The sequence below is a fragment of the Streptomyces sp. NPDC002092 genome (genome assembly GCF_053593775.1).
On sequence record NZ_JBSFDG010000015.1, the window covers coordinates 14833 to 36935 of the forward strand.

20 protein-coding genes are annotated in these 22103 nt (G+C 69.2%); 9 read left to right on the forward strand and 11 right to left on the reverse strand.

The features are described from left to right. Window positions 1-9 precede the first annotated feature (9 nt). The 3 genes from ACWCRD_RS31025 to ACWCRD_RS31035 are packed head-to-tail and all read left to right on the forward strand — an operon-like array spanning window position 10 to window position 3202. Window positions 10-1404: an extracellular solute-binding protein gene (locus ACWCRD_RS31025; protein WP_450969072.1), complete on the forward strand. Its 1395-nt coding sequence runs from the start codon at window positions 10-12 to the stop codon at window positions 1402-1404. Then, on the forward strand, window positions 1401-2354 hold the full coding sequence (locus ACWCRD_RS31030; protein ID WP_450969073.1) for a carbohydrate ABC transporter permease: 954 nt from the start codon (window positions 1401-1403) through the stop codon (window positions 2352-2354). Before ACWCRD_RS31025 ends, ACWCRD_RS31030 begins: the two co-directional genes overlap by 4 nt. Before the next feature lie 8 nt (window positions 2355-2362). Continuing rightward, a complete protein-coding gene (locus ACWCRD_RS31035; protein ID WP_450969074.1) occupies window positions 2363-3202 on the forward strand; it encodes a carbohydrate ABC transporter permease in 840 nt (279 codons plus the stop codon). Between the two features lie 31 nt (window positions 3203-3233). On the opposite strand, the gene ACWCRD_RS31040 is transcribed toward ACWCRD_RS31035, so the two are convergent. Next, window positions 3234-3674, reverse strand: a complete 441-nt coding sequence (locus ACWCRD_RS31040) for a TIGR03618 family F420-dependent PPOX class oxidoreductase (RefSeq protein ID WP_450969075.1) — start codon at window positions 3672-3674, stop codon at window positions 3234-3236. A gap of 187 nt (window positions 3675-3861) precedes the next feature. Between ACWCRD_RS31040 and ACWCRD_RS31045 the strand changes: the two genes are divergently transcribed. After that, complete coding sequence (locus ACWCRD_RS31045) at window positions 3862-4590, forward strand: helix-turn-helix domain-containing protein (protein WP_450969076.1); 729 nt, start codon at window positions 3862-3864, stop codon at window positions 4588-4590. A gap of 60 nt (window positions 4591-4650) precedes the next feature. Here the strand turns inward: ACWCRD_RS31045 and ACWCRD_RS31050 are convergent, their stop codons facing one another. Further along, window positions 4651-5676, reverse strand: coding sequence for an ATP-dependent 6-phosphofructokinase (locus ACWCRD_RS31050; protein WP_450969077.1), 1026 nt, complete (start codon window positions 5674-5676; stop codon window positions 4651-4653). Between the two features lie 251 nt (window positions 5677-5927). On the opposite strand from ACWCRD_RS31050, the gene pta reads away from it, so the two are divergent. From pta to pyk, 3 genes are all read left to right on the forward strand, one after another. Next, on the forward strand, window positions 5928-8018 hold the full coding sequence (gene pta / locus ACWCRD_RS31055) for a phosphate acetyltransferase (protein ID WP_450969078.1): 2091 nt from the start codon (window positions 5928-5930) through the stop codon (window positions 8016-8018). Then, window positions 8015-9220: an acetate kinase gene (locus ACWCRD_RS31060; RefSeq protein WP_450969079.1), complete on the forward strand. Its 1206-nt coding sequence runs from the start codon at window positions 8015-8017 to the stop codon at window positions 9218-9220. The genes pta and ACWCRD_RS31060 overlap by 4 nt, the downstream gene beginning before the upstream one ends. 141 nt (window positions 9221-9361) lie before the next feature. After that, window positions 9362-10789 (forward strand): pyruvate kinase, encoded by a 1428-nt coding sequence (gene pyk / locus ACWCRD_RS31065; protein WP_450969080.1) that lies wholly within the window; start codon window positions 9362-9364, stop codon window positions 10787-10789. A gap of 95 nt (window positions 10790-10884) precedes the next feature. On the opposite strand, the gene ACWCRD_RS31070 is transcribed toward pyk, so the two are convergent. The 5 genes from ACWCRD_RS31070 to ACWCRD_RS31090 all read right to left on the reverse strand — a co-directional run bounded on the left by ACWCRD_RS31070 (window position 10885) and on the right by ACWCRD_RS31090 (window position 15712). Then, window positions 10885-11274: a hypothetical protein gene (locus tag ACWCRD_RS31070; RefSeq protein WP_450969081.1), complete on the reverse strand. Its 390-nt coding sequence runs from the start codon at window positions 11272-11274 to the stop codon at window positions 10885-10887. A gap of 189 nt (window positions 11275-11463) precedes the next feature. After that, a complete protein-coding gene (locus ACWCRD_RS31075) occupies window positions 11464-12798 on the reverse strand; it encodes a hypothetical protein (RefSeq protein WP_450969082.1) in 1335 nt (444 codons plus the stop codon). After that, on the reverse strand, window positions 12788-13345 hold the full coding sequence (locus ACWCRD_RS31080; RefSeq protein WP_450969083.1) for a DUF6114 domain-containing protein: 558 nt from the start codon (window positions 13343-13345) through the stop codon (window positions 12788-12790). Before ACWCRD_RS31080 ends, ACWCRD_RS31075 begins: the two co-directional genes overlap by 11 nt. 131 nt (window positions 13346-13476) lie before the next feature. Beyond that, window positions 13477-14109: a DUF6230 family protein gene (locus tag ACWCRD_RS31085; protein WP_450969084.1), complete on the reverse strand. Its 633-nt coding sequence runs from the start codon at window positions 14107-14109 to the stop codon at window positions 13477-13479. Window positions 14110-14731: 622 nt separating this feature from the next. After that, window positions 14732-15712, reverse strand: a complete 981-nt coding sequence (locus ACWCRD_RS31090) for a tetratricopeptide repeat protein (RefSeq protein ID WP_450969085.1) — start codon at window positions 15710-15712, stop codon at window positions 14732-14734. 262 nt (window positions 15713-15974) lie between these two features. Between ACWCRD_RS31090 and ACWCRD_RS31095 the strand changes: the two genes are divergently transcribed. Beyond that, the gene (locus tag ACWCRD_RS31095; protein ID WP_450969086.1) at window positions 15975-16604 is read left to right on the forward strand and encodes a TetR/AcrR family transcriptional regulator; all 630 of its coding nucleotides are present in this window, start codon (window positions 15975-15977) and stop codon (window positions 16602-16604) included. 51 nt (window positions 16605-16655) lie between these two features. On the opposite strand, the gene ACWCRD_RS31100 is transcribed toward ACWCRD_RS31095, so the two are convergent. The 4 genes from ACWCRD_RS31100 to ACWCRD_RS31115 form a co-directional block, all read right to left on the reverse strand. Further along, on the reverse strand, window positions 16656-17657 hold the full coding sequence (locus ACWCRD_RS31100; RefSeq protein WP_450969087.1) for a trypsin-like serine peptidase: 1002 nt from the start codon (window positions 17655-17657) through the stop codon (window positions 16656-16658). A gap of 112 nt (window positions 17658-17769) precedes the next feature. Next, window positions 17770-19470 (reverse strand): acyl-CoA mutase large subunit family protein, encoded by a 1701-nt coding sequence (locus ACWCRD_RS31105; RefSeq protein WP_450969088.1) that lies wholly within the window; start codon window positions 19468-19470, stop codon window positions 17770-17772. Window positions 19471-19961: 491 nt separating this feature from the next. Beyond that, window positions 19962-20300 carry a DUF3817 domain-containing protein gene (locus tag ACWCRD_RS31110; RefSeq protein WP_450969089.1) on the reverse strand — a complete coding sequence of 113 codons (339 nt, stop codon included), beginning with the start codon at window positions 20298-20300 and terminating at the stop codon, window positions 19962-19964. A gap of 43 nt (window positions 20301-20343) precedes the next feature. Beyond that, window positions 20344-20853, reverse strand: coding sequence for a MarR family winged helix-turn-helix transcriptional regulator (locus ACWCRD_RS31115; RefSeq protein WP_450969090.1), 510 nt, complete (start codon window positions 20851-20853; stop codon window positions 20344-20346). A 234-nt stretch (window positions 20854-21087) separates the two neighbouring features. On the opposite strand from ACWCRD_RS31115, the gene ACWCRD_RS31120 reads away from it, so the two are divergent. Next, window positions 21088-22086 carry a glycoside hydrolase family 6 protein gene (locus ACWCRD_RS31120; protein ID WP_450969091.1) on the forward strand — a complete coding sequence of 333 codons (999 nt, stop codon included), beginning with the start codon at window positions 21088-21090 and terminating at the stop codon, window positions 22084-22086. Window positions 22087-22103: the final 17 nt, after the last annotated feature.

Consider the following 22103-nt stretch of genomic DNA (forward strand, 5'->3'; position numbering starts at 1 on the left):
CAGGAGGTCATGCCCGTGCGCCCCACCGCCGCCTTCCCCCTCCTCCCCGTCCTCCTCACCACCGCCCTCGCCGCAACCACCCTCACGGCCTGCGGCAGCGGATCCGGCAGCAGTCCGAACACCCTCAAGGTCTCCTTCAAGCAGTCCACGGACAACTCCATCAAGGTGATGGACGGCTTCCTCGCGGACATCAAGAAGCAGTTCGAGAAGAAATACCCCGGCAAGACGGTCGAACTCGTCCCGATCAAGGCCCCGGACTCGGAGTACTACACCAAGCTCCAGCAGATGCTCCGCTCCCCCAAGACGGCCCCCGACCTGGTGTACGAGGACACGTTCCTCATCAACTCGGACATCACGAGCGGCTACCTCAAACCCCTCGACCCGTACCTCGACAAGTGGCCGGACTGGAAGCAGTTCATCGGCACGGCGAAGACCGCGGCCAGGGCCGAGGACGGGAAGACGTACGGCGTCCCGGACGGGACCGACACCCGCGGGCTCTGGTTCGACAAGGGCATCTTCAAGAAGGCCGGTCTGCCCGCGAACTGGCAGCCGAAGACCTGGGACGACGTCCTCGCCGCCGCGCGCACCATCAAACAGAAAGTCCCGGGTGTCACCCCCATCAACGTCTACACCGGCAAACCCGCCGGTGAGGCCGCCACCATGCAGACCTTCGAGATGCTGCTCTACGGCACCGGCGACGGAACCACCGACCCCCTCTACGACAAGTCGGCCAAGAAGTGGATCGCCGGGAGCCAGGGCTTCAAGGACGCGCTCGGCTTCGTCGAGACGGTCTACAAGGAGAAGCTCGGCCCGGACGTCTCCGACGCCCTCGACCCCAACATCCAGACCATCGTGGCGGGCGACCTGCTGCCGAAGGGCAAGCTGGGCATCGCCCTCGACGGCTCGTGGCTGCCGCAGGCCTGGCTGAAGGGCAGCGGCCACGAATGGCCGCAGTGGTCCAGCGAGTTGGGGCTGGCATATATGCCGACCCAGCACGGCCAGGCCCCCGGCAAGGTGAGCATGTCCGGCGGCTGGACCTGGGCGATCCCGTCCAAGGCCGGCAACCCCGACCTCGCCTTCGACTTCATCAGGACGATGCAGACGAAGGCGAACGCGCAGAAGTGGTACATCGCCAACTCCGGTATCTCGGTACGCAACGACGTGGCGCGCGACCCGTCGTACACAAGCGCCCAGCCCGGCATCAAGTTCTTCACGGACCTGGTGTCGAGCACCCACTACCGGCCCGCCTACCCGGCGTACCCGAAGGTCTCCACCGCCATCCAGGAGGCCATGGAGGGCGTCACGACGGGCGACCTGTCCGTCGACAAGGCGGCGAGCGGGTACGACGACGCGCTCAAGGACGCCACCGACAACCAGGTCACGAGCGGCCGCGACCGCGCATGACCGCCGCGCCGGTACCGCACACGGCAGGCGCGGAGGCGGCCGAGTCGCCCTCGCGCCGGCCCACCCCGTCCGAGCGCCGGCCCTCCCGGACGTTCCGCCGCGCCCTCGCGCGCCTGCTTCCCCTCTCCCCCGCCGTCGTCCTGCTGCTCCTGTTCCTCGCCGGCCCGATCGCCTACTGCGCCTACATCGCGTTCACCGATCTCCAGCTCACCGGCCAGGCCCACTCGTCCTTGGTCGGCCTCGCGAACTTCCGCAAGGCCTTCAGGGACGAGGAGTTCCTCAACGCCGTATGGCTGACCCTCATCTTCACGGTCGTGTCGTCGCTGCTCGGCCAGAACACGATCGGCCTCGCGCTGGCCGCGCTCATGCAGCGTGCGTCGAAGCCGGTCCGCACGCTGACGGGCGGCATCGTGGTCACGGCATGGGTCCTTCCGGAGGTCGTCGCCGGCTTCCTCCTCTACGCCTTCTTCCGCCGCGAGGGCACCCTGAACGCCATCCTGGAACGGCTCCATCTCCCGTCCCAGAACTGGCTGTTCACCCTCCCGATCCTGGCCGTGTCCTTCGCGAACGTCTGGCGGGGTACGGCCTTCTCGATGCTGGTCTACTCGGCGGCACTGGGCGAGATCCCGAAGGAGATCACGGAGGCCGCCGAGGTCGACGGCGCGGGCGGCTGGCGGCGGATGTGGCACATCACCCTCCCGATGATCCGCCGCTCCATCGGCACGAACCTGATGCTGAACACCCTCCAGACCCTGTCCGTCTTCGGCCTGATCTGGGTGATGACGAGAGGCGGCCCGGGCAACAAGAGCCAGACCCTCCCGCTCTTCATGTACGAGCAGGCCTTCCAGAACAGCATGATCGGCTACGGCACCGCCGTAGCCCTGCTGCTGCTCCTGGTCGGCTCGCTGTTCTCCCTCGTGTATCTGCGCCTGCTGCGGACGGAGGTCTGACCCTCACCATGGCCCGCACACTCGCCTCCCGCCGCCGCGGCCGCCGGCTGGCCGCCGACGCCGGCCTGCTGGTCGTGGCCGCCGCCTTCGCGCTGCCGCTCGCCTGGGTGCTGCTGTCGTCGGTGGACCCGCATGCAAACCTGAAGGTGAAGGCCCCCGACGGTTTCACCTGGTCCAACTTCGACGCGATCCTGACCTCGGACATCACCTTCACACCGCTGCTCAACAGCCTGGTCCTGTGCGGCGGCGCGACGCTGCTGACGGTGGTGTGCGCGGCCCTGGCGGCGTACCCGCTCTCCCGTTTCCGGTCCCGGCTGAACCGCCCGTTCCTCCTGGCCGTCCTCTTCGCTACGAGTCTGCCCATCACGGCGATCATGGTGCCGGTGTACGCGCTGTTCGTTCAGGTGAACCTGATCGACACCATGCAGGGCACGATCCTCTTCTTCGCCGCCTCCCAACTCCCCTTCGCCATCTGGCTGATGAAGACCTTCATGGACGGCGTGCCGAAGGAGCTGGAGGAGGCGGCGTGGACCGACGGAGCGTCGTCGATGCAGTCACTGGTGCGGATCGTGCTGCCCCTGATGGGTCCGGGGGTGGCGGTGGTGACGGTGTTCTCGTTCGTGGTCATGTGGGGGAACTTCTTCGTCCCCTTCATGCTGCTGCTGACCCCCGACCAGATGCCGGCCTCGGTGAGCATCAACGAGTTCTTCGGCAACCGGGACATGGTGGCGTACGGGCAGCTGGCGGCGTTCTCGATCGTCTACTCGACGCCGGTGATCCTGCTGTACGTGCTGGTCGCCCGGCGGCTGGGCGGCGGGTTCGCGCTGGGTGGAGCGGTCAAGGGATGAGACCGCTCAAGAGCCCGTCCGGGAACCCCGCTCACGCCTCCGGCAGCACACCCGCCCGGAACGGCTCCACTCCGACGACCCGCCGCACCCGCAGCGGCTCGATCAGCAGCATCACCCGCCGCTCCCCGGGCAGCAGCCATGGGTACCGGTCCTCGCCGATGTACTTCCGGGCCAGCCGGTCCATGCCCCGCTCCGCCTCCTCCCCCTCCACGAAGCGGACGACCCGCCCCCGGATCTCGGCCCGGTCGTACGGGTTGCCGGCGTCGTGGTGGGAGAGCGAGACGTTGGGATTGAGCCGCAGGTTGTCGATCTTCACGCGGCCGATCGACGTATTGACCATGGCGTACTCGTCTTCGATGTCCGCCCACATGGGCGAGACGTGCGGCATCCCGTCCGCGCCCACCGTGGCGAGATGCCAGAAGTTCGGCGCCAGCAGACGCTCGCGAATATGCCCCTCGAGCTTGACGTTCACAAAGTCACCGCCTCTCGGGCCGCCCGCCCGGACGGCTTCGCGCCATCCTCGCCAGCTCGCCCGCGACGAAGACAGACGATCTTCGGCCACCCCCGTCCACTCCGCACGGGCGGCCGAATCCGTACGTTCCTACAATCCGTGATCCTGGCCGAACAGACCGTAGTCATCGCGTCACGGGCCGCCTACGTTGTGGCCCGTGCGCCATCGTCCAGCCCGCTCGAACCAGCCCGCCCCGCCCTTCAACGCCCCCGCCGCCCGCCGGCTCCGCACGGCTCTCAACATGGGCCCCGAACATGTCGCCTACGGCCTGCGCGTCTCCTACGGGCTGCCGTACGTCTCCCCGGATCTCGTCCTCGCCTGGGAGCGCGGCTCCGTCGCCCCCTCCAGCCCCGAACTCACCGCTCTCGCAGGCGTGTTGTGGTGCTCCCCCGGCGAGATCACCGGGCCGCCGCGGACCCTGCGCGAGCACCGCATCGCCCGCGGCCTCGCCCCGGAGGACGTCGCCCGCACCGTCGGCCTGGAGTTCCTGGCCTATATGCACATGGAGGAGCACAACGCCTGGCGCGGCAACGAGCGCCAGTCGGCCACCCTCGCCGAGGTGCTCGACCTCTCGCTCCCGGACTTCGTCACCGTCACGGGCCGCGAGCCGAAGCTGGCCGAGCTGCTGCGCAGTGCGGTGACCACGCGCTGGCAGGCGTACGTCCGCCCGGTGGCCAAAACCGTGCCCCTGGACCGGCACCTCCTGGAGGACGCCCTCCAGGCGCTGCACCAGGACTACCAGGGGCAGATGGCCGCGTCGCTGAGCTGGGGCGCCGGAAACGCGGCCAGCGAGTCGAGCGACGCGGGCCGCGAGTTCCTGGACCGGATCGTCGACCACTTCTGGGCAGCGGTCCAATTCAGCCCGCCCGGCGTTTGAGGGCGAGGCCGTTCAGGCCGAAAAAGCGGGGGTCCGGGGGCGGCAGCCCCCAGCCAGGACCTAGAACACCGACTCCGCCTCGTCCATCCGGTCCTTCGGGACCGTCTTCAGCTCGGTCACGGCCTCCGCCAGCGGCACCATCACGATGTCCGTGCCGCGCAGGGCCGTCATCCGGCCGAACTCACCCCGGTGCGCCGCCTCCACCGCGTGCCAGCCGAAGCGGGTGGCGAGGACGCGGTCGTAGGCAGTGGGGACGCCGCCGCGCTGCACATGGCCGAGGATGACCGGCTTGGCCTCCTTGCCGAGCCGCCGCTCCAGCTCGTACGCGAGTGCCGTACCGATGCCCTGGAAGCGCTCGTGGCCGAACTGGTCGATCTCGCCCTTGCCGTAGTCCATGGTGCCCTCGGCGGGGTGGGCACCCTCCGCCACGCACACCACCGCGAACTTCTTGCCACGGGAGAAGCGCTCCTCGACCATCTTGACGAGGTCGGCCGGGTCGAAGGGGCGCTCGGGCAGGCAGATGCCGTGCGCGCCCGCCGCCATGCCGGACTCGAGGGCGATCCAGCCCGCGTGCCGGCCCATGACCTCGACGACCATCACGCGCTGATGCGACTCGGCGGTGGTCTTCAGGCGGTCCATCGCCTCGGTGGCGACCCCGACCGCGGTGTCGAAACCGAAGGTCCGGTCGGTGGAGGAGATGTCGTTGTCGATGGTCTTCGGGACGCCGACCACCGGCAGCCCCGCGTCGCTGAGCATCCGGGCCGCGGTCAGCGTGCCCTCGCCGCCGATCGGGATCAACGCGTCGATGCCGAAGTCACGGGCGATGTCGAGCGCGCTCTCACAGGCCTCGCGCAGGCGGTCCCGCTCCAGCCGGGACGAGCCCAGGATCGTGCCGCCGCGGGCCAGGATGCCGCTGACCGCGTCGAGGTCGAGGGAGCGGTAGTGGCCGTCGAGCAGACCGCCGTAGCCGTCCTCGAAGCCGATGACCTCGTCGCCGTAGTGGTCGACCGCTCGGTGCACGACCGACCGGATCACGGCGTTCAGGCCGGGGCAGTCGCCGCCTGCGGTGAGAACTCCGATGCGCATCGTGCTGTGTCTCCTGCTCGCTGTCGTTACCGGTGAGCCAGCCCGGTGGTTCCGGTGAGCCGGTCCGATTGTTTCATGCCCGACAAGACGATATCCGCTCTGCTCCCTATGACCCGATTGGCCCCATCGGGACGTCGGCCCGGCCCCCGGCCCTGACGGGCGCCTTATCCAGCGCCAGGGGTATTGTCAAGAGGGTTCTGCTCACCTCGGTGGGCGATTTTTGTGACGGCGCAAGGAAGGGGCCAGCACGCGTGACGCGCAGCGTGTACGTGACCGGGATCGACCGAGGCGACGGCCGGCAGGTCGTGGAGCTGGGGGTCATGGAGCTCCTGACCCGGCAGGTCGACCGGGTCGGGGTGTTCCGGCCGCTCGTCCACCACCAGCCCGACCGCCTGTTCGAGCTGCTCCGCGCCCGCTACCGGCTCTCCCAGGACCCGGCCACCGTCTACGGCATGGACTATCACGAGGCCTCCGCCCTGCAGGCGGAGCGGGGGACGGACGAACTGGTGTCCACCCTCGTGGAACGCTTCCTGGTGGTCGCGCGCGACTACGAGGTCGTCCTCGTCCTGGGCACGGACTTCGCCGACACCCAGCTGCCCGACGAGCTCTCCCTCAACGCCCGGCTGGCGAACGAGTTCGGCGCGTCCGTGCTCCCGGTCGTGGGCGGCCGCGGGCAGACCGCCGAGTCCGTGCTCGCCGAGACGCGCAACGCCTTCCGCGCCTACGAGAGCCTGGGCTGCGACGTCCTCGCCATGGTGACCAACCGGGTCGCGCGCGAGGACCGGGAGGAGATCGCGAAGAAGCTCGGCTCCCGCCTCCCCGTGCCGTGCTACGTCGTCCCGGACGAGCCCGCCCTCGCCGCGCCCACCGTCTCCCAGATCGGCCAGGCGCTCGGCGCCAAGGTCGTCCTCGGTGACGACTCGGGGCTGGCGCGCGACGCCCTGGACTTCGTCTTCGGCGGCGCGATGCTGCCGAACTTCCTGCCCGCCCTGACCCCGGGCTGTCTGGTCGTCACCCCGGGCGACCGCGCCGACCTGGTCGTCGGCTCGCTGGCCGCGCACAGCGCCGGCACCCCGCCGATAGCCGGCGTGCTGCTCACCCTGAACGAGGTGCCGAGCGACGAGATCCTCACCCTCGCCGCGCGCCTCGCCCCGGGCACCCCGGTGCTCTCGGTGTCCGGCAACAGCTTCCCGACGGCCGCCGAACTCTTCGCGCTGGAGGGGAAGCTGAACGCGGCGACACCGCGCAAGGCGGAGACCGCGCTCGGCCTCTTCGAGCGGTACGTCGACACGGGCGACCTCATCAAGCGGGTCTCCGCGCCCAGCAGCGACCGCCTCACCCCGATGATGTTCGAGAACAAGCTGCTCGAACAGGCCCGCTCCGACAAACGCCGGGTCGTCCTCCCGGAGGGCACCGAGGAGCGCGTCCTGCACGCCGCCGAGGTGCTGCTGCGCCGCGGGGTCTGCGACCTCACCCTGCTCGGCCCGGTCGAGCAGATCCGCAAGAAGGCCGCCGACCTGGGCATCGACCTCGGCGGGTGCCAGCTGATCGACCCGGCCACCAGCGAGCTGCGCGACTCCTTCGCCGAGAAGTACGCGCAGTTCCGCGCCCACAAGGGCGTCACCGTGGAGCTGGCGTACGACGTCGTCTCGGACGTCAACTACTTCGGCACGCTGATGGTCCAGGAGGGCCTCGCGGACGGCATGGTGTCGGGCTCGGTGCACTCCACAGCCGCGACCATCCGCCCGGCCTTCGAGATCATCAAGACCAAGCCGGACGCCGACATCGTCTCATCCGTCTTCTTCATGTGCCTCGCCGACAAGGTCCTCGTCTACGGCGACTGCGCCGTGAACCCCGACCCGAACGCGGAGCAGCTGGCCGACATCGCCATCCAGTCGGCCGCCACCGCCGAGCAGTTCGGCGTGGAGCCGCGGATCGCGATGCTGTCGTACTCGACGGGTACGTCCGGCTCGGGCGCCGACGTCGACAAGGTACGGGAGGCGACCGAGCTGGTCCGGGAGAGGCGCCCCGACCTGAAGATCGAGGGGCCGATCCAGTACGACGCCGCGGTGGAGCCGACGGTCGCGGCGACCAAGCTGCCGGGCTCCGAAGTCGCCGGGCAGGCAACGGTCCTGATCTTCCCTGACCTCAACACAGGTAACAACACCTACAAGGCCGTGCAGCGTTCGGCCGGCGCGATCGCCGTCGGGCCGGTGCTGCAGGGTCTGCGCAAGCCCGTCAACGACCTGTCCCGGGGCGCCCTCGTCTCGGACATCGTCAACACCGTCGCCATCACCGCCATCCAGGCCCAGCACCCGAACGAGAAGGCGTCCGCCCAGTGAGCCCGACCCGTGTCCTCGTCCTCAACTCCGGCTCCTCGTCGGTGAAGTACCAGCTGCTCGACATGCGGGACGGCAGCCGGCTCGCCGCGGGCCTCGTCGAGCGGATCGGCGAGGAGACCTCACGGCTCAGGCACACACCCCTCGGGACGGGCGGCGTCACCCGTGAGTGGAGCGGGTCGATCGCCGACCACGAGGCGGCTCTGAAGGCCGTGGCGGAGGAGCTGGCGAAGGACGGGCTGGGCCTTGACTCCCCTGAGCTCGCCGCGATCGGGCACCGGGTCGTGCACGGCGGGCAGTCCTTCACCGAGCCGACCGTGATCGACGACGCCGTGCTCGCCGAGATCGAGCGGCTGATACCGGTGGCGCCCCTGCACAACCCGGCCAACCTGACCGGCATCCGCACCGCGCAGGCGCTGCGGCCCGACCTGCCGCAGGTCGCCGTCTTCGACACCGCCTTCCACACCACGATGCCGGAGTCGGCCGCCCGCTACGCGATCGACGTGAAGACCGCCGACGAGCACCGGATCCGGCGCTACGGCTTCCACGGCACCTCGCACGCGTATGTGTCCCGGGCCACCGCCGAGCTGCTCGGGAAGGCGCCCGAGGAGGTCAACGTCATCGTGCTGCACCTCGGCAACGGGGCGTCCGCCTCTGCCGTGCGGGGCGGGAAGTGCGTGGACACCTCCATGGGGCTGACGCCTTTGGAGGGGCTCGTGATGGGTACGCGATCCGGGGACATGGATCCGGCCGTCATCTTCCATTTGATGCGTGTTGGCGGAATGTCCACCGATGAGATCGACACTCTTCTCAACAAGAAGAGCGGGTTGATCGGGCTGTGCGGTGACAACGACATGCGGGAGATCCGTCGCCGGGTCGACGAAGGTGACGAAGAGGCACAGCTCGCCTTCGACATCTACATTCACCGGCTGAAGAAGTACATCGGTGCCTATTACGCCGTACTCGGCCGGGTGGACGCGGTCGCCTTCACAGCGGGAGTCGGGGAGAACGCGAGCCCGGTGCGGGAGGCTGCCCTTGCGGGCCTTCAGGAGCTGGGCCTGGCGGTGGACAGCGAGCTGAACGCCGTACGCAGTGACGAACCGCGGCTGATCTCGCCCGCGCAGGCGCGCGTGGCGGTCGCCGTGGTGCCGACCGACGAGGAACTGGAGATCGCCACACAGACCTACGCACTGGTCGGGCAGTAACGAAATGCGGCTCCGCCGCATGACCGGCTGAAGAACCCAAGAGGAATACACCGCAGTAACACGCCTGAGCGCGGACCCGCCCATTTGTATCTTCCGCCAGACGGAATATTCCGCGGCGAAACAAACCGATAGGATCGCCCCATGCGCCGTTCGAAAATCGTCTGTACTCTCGGCCCCGCGGTCGACTCCCACGAAATGCTGGTCTCGATGATCGAGGCCGGAATGAACGTGGCCAGGTTCAACTTCAGCCACGGCACCCATGCCGAGCACCAGGCGCGGTACGACCGCGTCCGGGCCGCCTCCAAGGAGACCGGCCGTGCCATCGGTGTCCTGGCCGACCTGCAGGGTCCGAAGATCCGTCTGGAGACCTTCGCCGAAGGCCCGGTCGAGCTCGAGCGCGGTGACGAGTTCGTCATCACCATCGAGGACGTCCCGGGCGACAAGTCCATCTGCGGTACGACCTACAAGGGCCTGCCCGGTGACGTCGACCGCGGCGACCAGATCCTGATCAACGACGGCAACGTCGAGCTGAAGGTCCTGGACGTCGAGGGCCCCCGGGTCAAGACGATCGTCATCGAGGGCGGTGTCGTCTCCGACCACAAGGGCATCAACCTGCCCGGCGCGGCGGTCAACGTGCCGGCACTGTCCGAGAAGGACGTCGAGGACCTCCGCTTCGCCCTCCGCATGGGCTGCGACATGGTCGCGCTGTCCTTCGTCCGCGACGCCAAGGACGTGGACGACGTCCACCGCGTGATGGACGAGGAGGGCCGTCGCGTCCCCGTCATCGCCAAGGTGGAGAAGCCGCAGGCGGTCGACAACATGGAGGCCGTCGTGATGGCGTTCGACGCCGTGATGGTCGCCCGCGGCGACCTCGCCGTCGAATACCCGCTCGAGAAGGTCCCGATGGTGCAGAAGCGCCTCATCGAGCTGTGCCGCCGCAACGCCAAGCCGGTGATCGTGGCGACCCAGATGATGGAGTCGATGATCACCAACTCCCGCCCCACCCGCGCCGAGGCGTCCGACGTCGCCAACGCGATCCTGGACGGCGCGGACGCGGTCATGCTGTCCGCGGAGTCCAGCGTGGGCGCGTACCCGGTCGAGACCGTGAAGACGATGTCGAAGATCGTCGCGGCGGCCGAGCAGGAGCTGCTCTCCAAGGGCCTGCAGCCGCTGGTGCCGGGCAAGAAGCCGCGTACGCAGGGTGGTTCTGTCGCGCGCGCCGCGTGCGAGATCGCGGACTTCCTGGGCGGCCGGGGCCTGGTGGCCTTCACGCAGTCCGGTGACACGGCACGCCGGCTGTCGCGCTACCGCGCCCAGCAGCCGATCATCGCCTTCACCACCGACGAGAACACCCGCAACCAGCTCACCCTCAGCTGGGGCGTCGAGTCGCACGTGGTGCCGTTCGTGAACACCACGGACGAGATGGTCGACATGGTCGACCAGGAGATCGCCAAGATCAACCGCTTCAACCCGGGCGAGATCGTGATCATCACGGCCGGCTCTCCCCCCGGCGTCCCGGGCACCACCAACATGCTCCGCGTCCACCACATCGGCGGCGGCGCCAACTGACGGCCCCGCAGAGCGCCTTGAAGGCACTTGTACGGCGCTGAGGGCGCCCCCTGCGACACACAAGCGGGGGCGCCCTCAGTCTGTGCGGCCTTCGGTCAGGCCCTGCCGCCGCCGATTTCGGAGCAACGGGTGATCTCTCTCGTCGAATGCACGCCGTAGCACGCCTTGTAGTACACAGCGTCGCCCTCGGGAATCGCAGTACCGTACGCCCTGTCGACGTACGTGTTGCAACCGGCGGTGTTCCACACGTTCTCGTAGATCCCGGCTGCGGGGACTTCGATCACTCCCACGGCGGAGTGGCCGTCGCAGTCGGTGTCCCAGACCCGGATGATGTCGCCGTCCTGATAGAACTTCACGCACGCGGACTGCGGGCTGGAATTGCACACCTTCGGGCCATCCGTGCCCGCGAAGGACGAGGTGCTCGTGGCCAGGACGAGCCCCAGCGCGGCACCCAGCACCCCCAGGACAGAACAGACTTTCTTCAACTAATCCTCCCCGATCACTTACGGTCTCGAACATGTTATCGAACATCGATCACTTGTCCAGAGTGGATCAGGCGCTGCGCCGGTACGACTACGGCCTGGAAGAGGCCCATACGGCACTGAGGGGCGCCCCCTGCGAACAGGGGGCGCCCCTCAGCGTGTTGCGGCTCCCGAACGGGTCTGTGACGGCGCTCAGCCGGTTCCGTCGGTCGTGTAGACGTGCATGCCGGGCACGTGCAGGGTGCCGCCGAACTGAGCGGCCTGGACCACCTTCACGTTGGTGAAGAGGATCTCCGGGAGATTCAGCGGAGGCGGGCTGTCCGGGGTGAACGTCAGCGGGATCAGGCCGAGCAGGTTCCCGGAGATGGACTCCGTGTACATCGTCGTCGCGCCGCCGGTGATCGTGGACTCCGAACCCGGCCGGGCCTGCACGTGGTAGGTCTTGTTGATGTCGTGGTCCTTGACCGTCTGATGCAGGTCGCCGATCTCGGTGCCGCCCGAGATGACGTACTTCAGCACCCTCTTGATGGTGCCGTTGGCCGTCCTCACCTTGACGATGCCCTGGTAGTCGGCGTGATGCAGCTTCAGATAGCTGGCGTTCAAGTACCAGGGGTCGTCCGCCACCGGCACCTTGTTGTCGACACCACCCGTGTCGTCCGTGGCGGCCGGGCAGTTCTGCGCATCCGTGGACGAGCTCGGCGAGGGGCTGGCGGAGGTGGCCGGATCGGCCGCCTTCTGGGCCGCCTTGGTGGCCTCCTCGACCGTCTTGGTCGCCTTGTCGGTCGTGTCCTTCACGGTGTTGTTCACCGTGTCGGTGACCTTCTTGGTGGTGTCCTTGAGGGTGCCCGAGGCGCTCGTGTCCGAGGACGACGAGTCCTTGCCCGTGCTCGCCGAGGCGGACGGCGTGGGCGTCGGGCTCGCGCTCGACGTGGAGCTGCCGCCGGTGAAGATGCTGCCGATCGCGTTGCCCAGGTCGCCCAGCAGACCCCCGCCGCTGCTCGCGGACGCCGAGGGGCTCGGCGTGGCGGTGTCGCTGCCCGACGTGCCCTTGCCCGAGCTCTGCGAGGCGGACGGCGTGGGCGTCGCCTTGTCGCCGGAACCTGAATCCGACGAGCCGGACGAACCCGTCTTGCCCGACGTCGAGTCCGAGGAGTCCTTGGACGTGCCGGCGGAGGACGAGGGCGAGGGCGTCGCCTTGTCGGCCGTGGCACCGGAGCTCTTCGAGGCGGACGGCGACGGCGAGGCCGAAGCGTTGTCGCCCAGCGCGGCCACACAGTCCTTGTACTCGTCCGCGGTCAGGCTCTTCGACGACGGCGACGGGGTGCCATTGCCGGCGGCGAGCGCGAGCGACGACGTGAACCCCATTCCCATGAGGACCGCGGTCGGCATCGCCACCGTGGCTATCGCCTTGCCGGCCGGCATGTGGAACCTGGTGAACAGCGGCTTCTTGGGTGCCGCGTGGCGCGGCCCGGTTCTCACACGGGACTCGTCCACATCAGCCCCGTGGGTCACCTCGTCAGCCGGCACTGTGCCTCCCGTTCGCCCCGTTCGCCGGGCTCGTTCCTGACAGATCGATCGGCTCGCCCACCACGGGCTTGAGGATGGTGGTGTCCGTGTCCATCGCCTGCGGGGCCCCGCCCGCCCCAGGCGCGTCCTCCTGCGCCGCCTCGGCCGGCGGCTCGCCCGGCGCCCAGGCCACGGCCATCGCCCCGCCGATCAGAGCGAGAAAGAAGCCGATCAGGAAGCCGCCGAGGTTGGACACGGGGATGGACACCAGCCCCAGCAGGATCGCCGCGACACCCGCGAAGGTACGCACATGCTTCTGGAACCAGAGGCTGAAGCCCAGGACGATCAGCAGCACACCGATGATCAGGGACCCGGCACCGGCGGTGGTGGCCATCGCCAGCGTCAGATGCCCCACCTGCAGGTGGGCGTACGGGAAGTAGGCGATGGGGAGTCCGGCAAGCATGACGAACAGGCCGGCCCAGAACGGCCGCGTGCCCCGCCAGGCGCGGAACTGCACCCTCCGGCGACTGAACTGGCCGGCGGGTACGGCAGGAGTCTCGGCGCTCATGGAAAACAGCTCCCTGGTGCGGCTTTGCTGTGGTGATGGTGCTGTGGTGGTGAGTTGCGGTATGTGTGAAGAATGTGGTGGAAGGTGGACGGGCGGGGGCGCCATCGGCTCCCCCGCCCGTCACCAAGTGCCTAGTAGCACTCGTGGGTGCCCGTCTGCACGGACATCTTCAGCCCGCTGAGCTTGAAGGTTCCGGCGGTGGTCGCCCACGCCGTCTGCTTCACGTGGCTCAGCGAGGCGTGCTCGGCCTGCTGGGCGAAACCGTTCGGGTTCGCGGTGTCGCCGCTCTTGATGCCAGGACCCTTGCTGGCGTCCTTGGCCGCCACACCGATGTCGATGCCGGTGAACGTCGCGTCGGCCGACAGGTCGTTGAGATCGATGTAGAGGTTGTCGGCCTGGACCGGCGTGTCACCGCCGCCCGCCTTCAGAACCAGGCTGACACTACCCAGAATCGGAATATTCGGGGTGACGACGGACTGGCACAGGTTCGTGATGGACGCGGACTTGAACGCCGAGACCGCGACCGGGTGGACCGTCTTGCTGCCGTCGAGGTTGTACCCCGAGTCGAGGGCTCCGTACTGCGAGAAGCCATCACCTTCGAGCTGGTCGGCCGTGACCTTGAACTGCTGGCCCGACACACTGAACGACGCGGCGAGAGCGCCCTGCGCGAGGGCGACACCTATCGCGGCCGTAGCGGCGACGCTGGGCACCATGACCACAGCGAACCGCTTCCATCTGGTCCCGCCACGCACCTGGGACTCCATATTTCCTCCTTCTCGGACGTACATCTCCTGGCCCTGACTGCTGCCTGTCGGCGCCTCAGCCGGGCAGGGATGGGAGAAGTGCTACGTCCTCGGGAAGGAGAGCGCCCGCACTCGGAGGCGCAAACGCGCACCGATCACCGGCGATCACCCCCGAGCGACAACCACTGGTCGCGCCTGACACACATCACGCACAACCTTGCTGGACAGGCTTCGCCGAGCCGGCGAAGACCCCCCTGCCCAAGAGCCGGTGTCAGTGACACAGGCTCTGCTCGGTGGGGACCCAGGAACTCCCGCGACCCAACCGGCTGTCGGGGTACGGGAAAGGACCGAGCGTCGCCGATCGTGGTGCATTCTCGCCGCCCGCACAAGGGGCTTCGTTACTGGGTAGTAACGGCGGGATAACCGAAGGACGACCCACAGGTCTCGGGTGGCGACGGAGGGTGCAGCCGGGGGCCTGGACAAAACTATTGATCGTTGGACAGAAACCGACAGATCAACGCCCGGAACTTACTCCCAGTAACAGCGGCCGCGTTTACCAAGATTTGGTAAAGCGCGGCCGCACTGACGTTCCTTCGGCAAATCTTTCACTCGGGCATCACATGCCCTGGTGTTTAGCGACTGGTCAGAACAGCGCCCGCGCGAGCGCCCTGCGGGCCGCCGCCACCCTCGGATCATCCGCCCCGACGACCTCGAAGAGCTCCAGCAGTCGCAGACGTACCGTGTCGCGGTCGTCACCCGCCGTGCGCCGGACGGTGTCGATGAGCCGCCCGAAGGCGTCCTCCACATGACCGCCGACCAGATCCAGATCGGCCGCTGCGATCTGCGCCTGCACGTCGGCCGGCTTCTCGGCCGCCTCCTTGCGCACCTGCTGCGGGTCGAGGCCGCCCACGCGCTGCAGCAACTCGGCCTGGGCGAGGCCCAGTTTGGCCTCCGGGTTGCCCGGGTCCTCGCTCAGCACGTTCTTGTACGCCTGCACCGCACCGCCGAAGTCCCCCGAGTCCAGGGCCCGTACGGCCGCCTCGAGCAGTGCGTCGTACGGTCCGGCCGGCGCCGCCTCGTCCGCGGCCCGGCCGCCGCCCGGCTCGGCGTCGGGGTCGACCGTCAGACCGGTCAGGCCGAAGCGCTGCTCGGCCACCTGCACGAGCTGGTCGAGGGTCTCGCGGATCTGCTGTTCGCCTGCGGCCCCCTGGAAGAGCGGCAGCGCCTGCCCCGCCACCACGGCGAAGACGGCCGGGATCCCCTGGATCCCGAACTGCTGCATCAGCATCTGGTTGGCGTCGACGTCGATCTTGGCGAGCAGGAAGCGGCCGTTGTACTCGACGGCGAGCCGTTCCAGGACCGGGCTCAGCTGCTTGCAGGGCTCGCACCACTCGGCCCAGAAGTCGATGACGACGGGCACCTCGGTGGACCGCTGCAGGACGTCGCGCTCGAAGGCGGCCTCGTCGACGTCGATGACGAGATCGGCCGGGGAGACGGCTCCCGGGCCGCCGCCCTGGCGGGCCGCTTCGGCGCGCGCCTGCTCCGCCTTCGCCTTGGCCTCCTGGGCCGCCTTCACCGCGGCGAGGTCGACGACTCCGCTCATGGACATGTTCCGTGGCTGCATGGGTCTATCCTCCCCCGTTCCCGCGCGTCAGTGCTGCAATACCCCGGGGGGAAACCCCCAGACCCCAGTGCGTTGAGAAAGCCGTACCTGTTGCGTTCTGTTCGACGCCGGGTCCCCACCCCACGTCAGTGGTTGCCGCCCGTGGAGTCACTCACGAGCTTTCGCTACGAGTCGTAGCGTAATGGCACCGAGTGCCTCCCCGGTACCACCCCCTGGTGATCTCCCTCACGGCCTCACAGGAACTGCCGGTTATGGTCGTGGGATGCAGAGCCGGACCCCCGCCACCCGCGCCTCAGGACGCCCGCGCAGCGCCGAGGCGGACGCCGCGATCCTCGCGGCCACCCGGGAGGCCCTGGTGGAGCTGGGCATGTCGAAGCTCACCCTGGGAGACGTGGCGACCCGGGCCGGGGTTGCAAAGACGACCCTGTATCGCCGCTGGGCGGGCAAGAACGAACTCGTCGTCGACGCGGTGGCCGAGCTCTTCGACGAACTCGCCCTCCCCGACCGCGGCACCCTGGCGGCCGACATCGAGGGCGTGGTCCTGCAGTTCGCGGCGATCCTGGCCCGCCCGGAGGCCGCGAGCGGCCTGATGGCGGTCGTCGCGGAGTCGACCCGCGACGACGCCCTGCGGGAGCGGATCCGCTCCTCGATCGTGGAGCGCCAGAAGGGACTGGTCCTGGAGGGCCGCGCCCGCGCCCAGACCCGCGGCGAGCTGCCCGCCGAGACCGACCCCGCCGAGGCGGCCCGCACGGTCGACCTGATCTTCGACGTGGTCGCGGGCGCCGTGGTCCACCGCACCCTGGTGAGCGGGCACCCGGCGGACGAGGAGTGGGTGCGCGAGTTCACGACCCTGCTCCTGGGCGGCCTGGGAGCGGGCACCCAGGAGCCGTAGAGGCTCCCGCTGCCACGAGGTCTGCCGCCACGAGGTCTGCCGCTACGAGGTCTACGACGACGGGCCGGCCGGCGGGGCGCCGGTGACCGCATCGCCGTAGAGCTGACCGACGCTCTTGCCGAAGTAGGCGCTGTAGGAGATCTGCGGGGTGTAACCGCCGGTGTGGTAGCCGCCGATGACGCCCACCACCGCCCAGCCGCCCTTCCACGGCACCAGCATCGGTCCGCCGCTGGTGCCGTCAACGAAGGCGTCGCAGGCGATGCGCGGATAGCTGCCGGGCTCGTCGGGGTCGTCGCTGTCGTAGCGGGTGGTGCGGCTCCAGCACTCCAGCGGCTTGTCCGCGCCTCCCGGGTAGCCGATCATCCGCACCGGGGCGTGGTGGTACCCCGTGTCGGTGAGCAACTGCACCGCGCCGGCCGCGTCCTGCAGCAGCTTGCCGTCCTGGTTGGGCTCGGTGACGGCGAAGCCGTAGTCGTACTGGGCGCCGGCGTGCTCCTTCAGGTCGTAGTACTGCTGCGGGACATAGACGCCGTTGACCCGGACCGGGAACACGCCGAACGGCTTGAGTCCGTCGTGGTACTGCGGTACGAAGGCCAGATTGCGGCGCGGGGAGGTGCCGGAGTACCCCCTCAGACAGTGGCCCGCGCTCAGCACCAGGTCGTGGCCCGGGCTGCGCACCACGGAGCCGGTGCAGGTGCGCCCGGTGCCACTGGGGTCGGTCCAGAAGAACGTGCCGGTCTGGGGGATGCCGTCGAAGCTGTGGCTGGGCGGGATGAACTCGCCGGGCATGGGGCCGTCCACCGCGGAGGAGGCGGCGGCGTCGGTGTCCGGGGCGGTGGAGTAGACGGAGTCCTTGTCCAGGCCGGTGTCGACGGGCAGCGCGGCCGTCAGCCGGGCCGGGTTCCAGTAGGCGTCCAGCCGTTGCGCCACCGGGTTCACCGGCGGCGCGACGGAATGTGCGGACGCGACCGGGACGAGCGCGGCACATGGCAGCATGGCCGCCGCGACCGCGACGGCGGCCCGTACCACTCTGGGTCTGAAAAACCTACGCACCGTCAGTTCCCCTGAGCATCGGCGGACTCGACGGGCCGATGCTATGCACGGGAACGATCGCGGGAAAGGAGGCAGGTCACATTTTTATAAACGCTTCTGCGGGGTAGGCGAGTCAGAATCCCGCCGGCTCGGTGTACACCCCCCACTCGTCCCGCAGCACCCCGCAGATCTCGCCCAGGGTCGCCTCGGCGCGTACGGCGTCCAGCATCGGCTCGATCATGTTGGTGCCCGAACGGGCGGCGGCGAGCATGGCATCCAGGGCCGCCCGTACCCCGGCCTCGTCCCGCGCGGCCCTGCGGCCGCCCAGCACCCGCACCTGCTCCCGCTCCACCTCATGGCTGACCCGCAGGATCTCCAGGTCCCCGGTGACGGACCCGTGGTGGACGTTCACGCCGACGACCCGCTTGTCGCCCTTCTCCAGGGCCTGCTGGTAACGGAAGGCCGACTCGGCGATCTCGCCGGTGAACCAGCCGTCCTCGATCCCGCGCAGAATCCCGGAGGTGATCGGCCCGATCGGGTGCCGGCCGTCCGGATGTGCCCGCAGCCCCCGCTCCTTTATCTGCTCGAAGATCTTCTCCGCATCCGCCTCGATCCGGTCCGTCAGCTGCTCGACGAACCACGAACCGCCGAGCGGATCGGCCACGTTGGCGACCCCGGTCTCCTCCATCAGCACCTGCTGGGTGCGCAGCGCGATCTCCGCCGCCTGCTCGCTCGGCAGCGCGAGGGTCTCGTCCAGGGCGTTGGTGTGCAGCGAGTTGGTCCCGCCGAGCACCGCGGCGAGCGCCTCCACGGCCGTACGCACGACGTTGTTGTACGGCTGCTGGGCGGTCAGGGAGACACCGGCCGTCTGCGTGTGGAAGCGCAGCCACTGCGCCTTCTCGGACTTCGCCCCGTACACGTCCCGCATCCAGCGGGCCCAGATGCGCCGCGCCGCACGGAACTTGGCGATCTCCTCGAAGAAGTCGACGTGCGCGTCGAAGAAGAAGGACAACCCGGGCGCGAAGACGTCCACGTCCAGCCCGCGGGAGAGCCCCAGCTCCACGTACCCGAACCCGTCGGCCAGCGTGTACGCCAGCTCCTGCGCGGCCGTCGCCCCGGCCTCGCGGATGTGGTAGCCGGAGACGGACAGCGGCTTGTAGGCGGGGATGCCGGCGGCGCAGTACTCCATCAGGTCGCCGATCAGCCGCAGATGGGGCTCAGGCTGGAACAGCCACTCCTTCTGCGCGATGTACTCCTTGAAGATGTCGGTCTGGAGCGTGCCGTTGAGCACCCGCGGATCGACGCCCTGCCGCTCGGCGGCGACGAGATACATGCAGAACACGGGCACGGCGGGCCCGCTGATGGTCATGGACGTGGTGACGTCCCCCAGCGGGATGTCCTTGAACAGGACCTCCATGTCTGCGGCGGAGTCGATGGCGACCCCGCAGTGCCCGACCTCGCCGAGCGAGCGCGGATCGTCGGAGTCGCGCCCCATGAGGGTCGGCATGTCGAAGGCGACGGACAGACCGCCCCCGCCGTTGGCGAGGATCATCTTGTAGCGCTCGTTGGTCTGCTCGGCGTTCCCGAACCCGGCGAACTGCCGGATGGTCCACGTACGCCCTCGATAGCCGGTCGGATACAGCCCGCGCGTGAAGGGGTACTCCCCCGGCCACCCGATCCGCTCGAAGCCGGCATACGCGTCTCCCGGCCGGGGCCCGTACACGGGCTCCACGGGATCCCCGGAGAGCGTGGTGAAGTCGGCCTCACGCTTGCGCGAAGCGTCGTACCGGGCCTGCCAGCGACGGCGGCCCTCCTCGATGGCGTCAGCGTCCATGCCTTCAAATTTACTAGGACGTCCTAGTAAATGTCGAGGGGAGTCGGAGAGCGGCCGCCCGATCAACAACGGTCGGCGCCCTTCCGGAAAAGCCCTGCCTTGGGCCGTATGACGCCTGAAGGACCACGCCGTCTGCTCGTGCAGGCGAGAGCGCTGTCCTCCAGTGGTATGCCGACGGTGCACGCGGGCTCCTCGTCCCACCCGCCGCCTGCAGGCTCGTACAGCGGGGAAGGCTCGCCCCGGCGCCCTTGGCCCCTGTCCGGCCCTGCGCACGTCGAGCGGGGCCTGGCGGTGGCTCAGCGACCGGCCCGGCACCTCGGCCCGCCCTGGGTGGCCCGTCACCGGGACGAACGCCGTCGCACGCGAAGTGGCCGCCGGGGCCGCGACCGTCCCCACTGCGCAGCAGCTCGCGGACGAGCTGGGGCCGTCGCGGACGGTGATCTACAAGGGCCTGGCCCACGGCGGCCCGGCGGCCATCACGTCAGTGATCGTCAGACCTTCGCGACCGCGGGCGAGCCCTCGGTGAGCTTCGCCTCCAGCTCGTGGCTGATCTTCCGCTCGACGAAGAAGGCGGCCGTCGGGATCGTCCCGGCGAGCAGCACCCACAGCTGCTTGCCGACCGGCCACTTCGCCTTGGAGCCCAGGTCGAAGGCGAAGATCAGGTAGACCACGTAGAGCCAGCCGTGCGCGATGGCGACGACGCGGGTGAAGTCCGCGGCGCCGCTGACGTCCAGGCCGTACTTGGCGATCATGCTCAGGCACAGCAGGACCAGCAGGACGCCGGTGACGTAGGCCATGACGCGGTAGCGGGTCAGCACGCTCTTCTTCATGGCGTCGAGCGTAACCGCCCGTTCCGGGAGATCTTGGGCCGGGTCAGTCCTCGGCGAAGTCGCCCGCCGCCACCCGCAGCGGCCGCAGCATCGCGAAGATCTCCGCGCACTCCTCGGCGTCGTACACACCGAGGCCGAAGTCCATCGCCATCAGGTCGCGGGTGGCCGCCTCGACGACCTCGCGGCCCTTGTCGGTGATGGAGGCGAGGGTGCCGCGCCCGTCGTTGGGGTTGGGGCGCTTGGCCACCAGGCCCGACCTCACCAGGCGGTCGACGGTGTTCGTCACCGAGGTGGGGTGCACCATGAGCCGCTCGCCGATCTTCGACATCGTCAGCTCGCCCTCCTTGGAGAAGGTGAGCAGCACCAGCGCCTCATACCGCGCGAACGTCAGTCCGTACGGCTTGACCACCGCGTCGACCTCGGCGAGCAGGATCTGGTGCGCGCGCATGATCGAGGTGATGGCCGCCATGGACGGCACGTTTCCCCAGCGCTGCTTCCAGCGTTCGTCGGCGCGGGCGATCGGATCGAAGGGAAGGCTGAGCGGCTTCGGCACGGAACCGACCTTACCGGCCGGTCACATGGCGGTCAGCCCCGTCTCGCCTTTCGGTCCGCCGGGCTTGCAGGGCGAGCAGTACGCGGCACAGCGCGCCGATCCCGCCCCCCGACGGATGTCGTCGGGCGCCTGGCCGTCCCACGGCTGCCATGTCTAACCCTGCAGCCTGAAATCCCTTGTGCAACGATTGCTGACGAATCATCAGCAAATGTCACCTTCGCCCCAGGGAGCTGCATGTCCCGGCTGATCCACATCTGCGCGGCCGTCGCGGTCCTCGGGCTTGCGGCGGGCTGTTCGTCCCCGTCCGGCATCGACACGGCCGCCGCGGCGGGCAGCGCCTCGAAGAAGGCGGTCCGCGCGGGCGCCCTGGACTTCTGGGTCGACCCGGACAGCCCGGCCGCCAAGCAGATCAAGGAGTGGCGGCGGGCGGGCCGCGCCCAGGACGCGCACCTGCTCAAGCGGATCGCGGACGAACCGGAGGCGCTGTGGCCTGCGGGCGAGATCGACCCGGGCCCCAGCGTGAAGGCGGCCATCGAGTCCGCGGCCGAGGAGAACCGCACGGCGCTCTTCGTGGCGTACGACATCCCGCACCGCGACTGCGGCCAGCACTCCGCGGGCGGCGCGGCCGACGCCGACGCCTACCGGGAGTGGATCGGGAAGTTCGCGGACGCACTCGGGGACGGCAAGGCCCTGGTCGTCCTCGAACCGGACGCGGTCGCCCACATCGTGGACGGCTGCACACCGGCCGGCTACCACGACGAGCGCGAGCAGCTGCTGAACGAGGCGGTCGTGCGCCTGAAACAGCAGCCGAACACCAAGGTGTACCTGGACGCGGGCAACCCTGCCTGGATCCGCGATCCGTGGAAGCTGGTCGACCCGCTGAAGCAGGCCGGCATCGAGAAGGCCGACGGCTTCTCCCTCAACGTCTCCAACTTCCAGACGGACGAGCTCACCAAGGCGTACGGCCTGGAGCTCTCCGCCGACCTCGGCGGCAAGCACTTCGTCGTCGACACCAGCCGCAACGGCAACGGTCCGCTGCCCGGCGCCTGGTGCAACCCGCCCGGCCGCGCGCTGGGCACCCGCCCGACGACCGACACCGGCGACCCCCTCCTCGACGCCTACCTGTGGATCAAGCGGCCCGGGGAGTCCGACGGGACCTGCGGGAGCGGGCCTGCCGCGGGGAAGTGGTGGCCGGAGTACGCCCTGGAGCTGGCACGCAACTCCAAGCCGTAGCCGCCGTTCGGGGCATC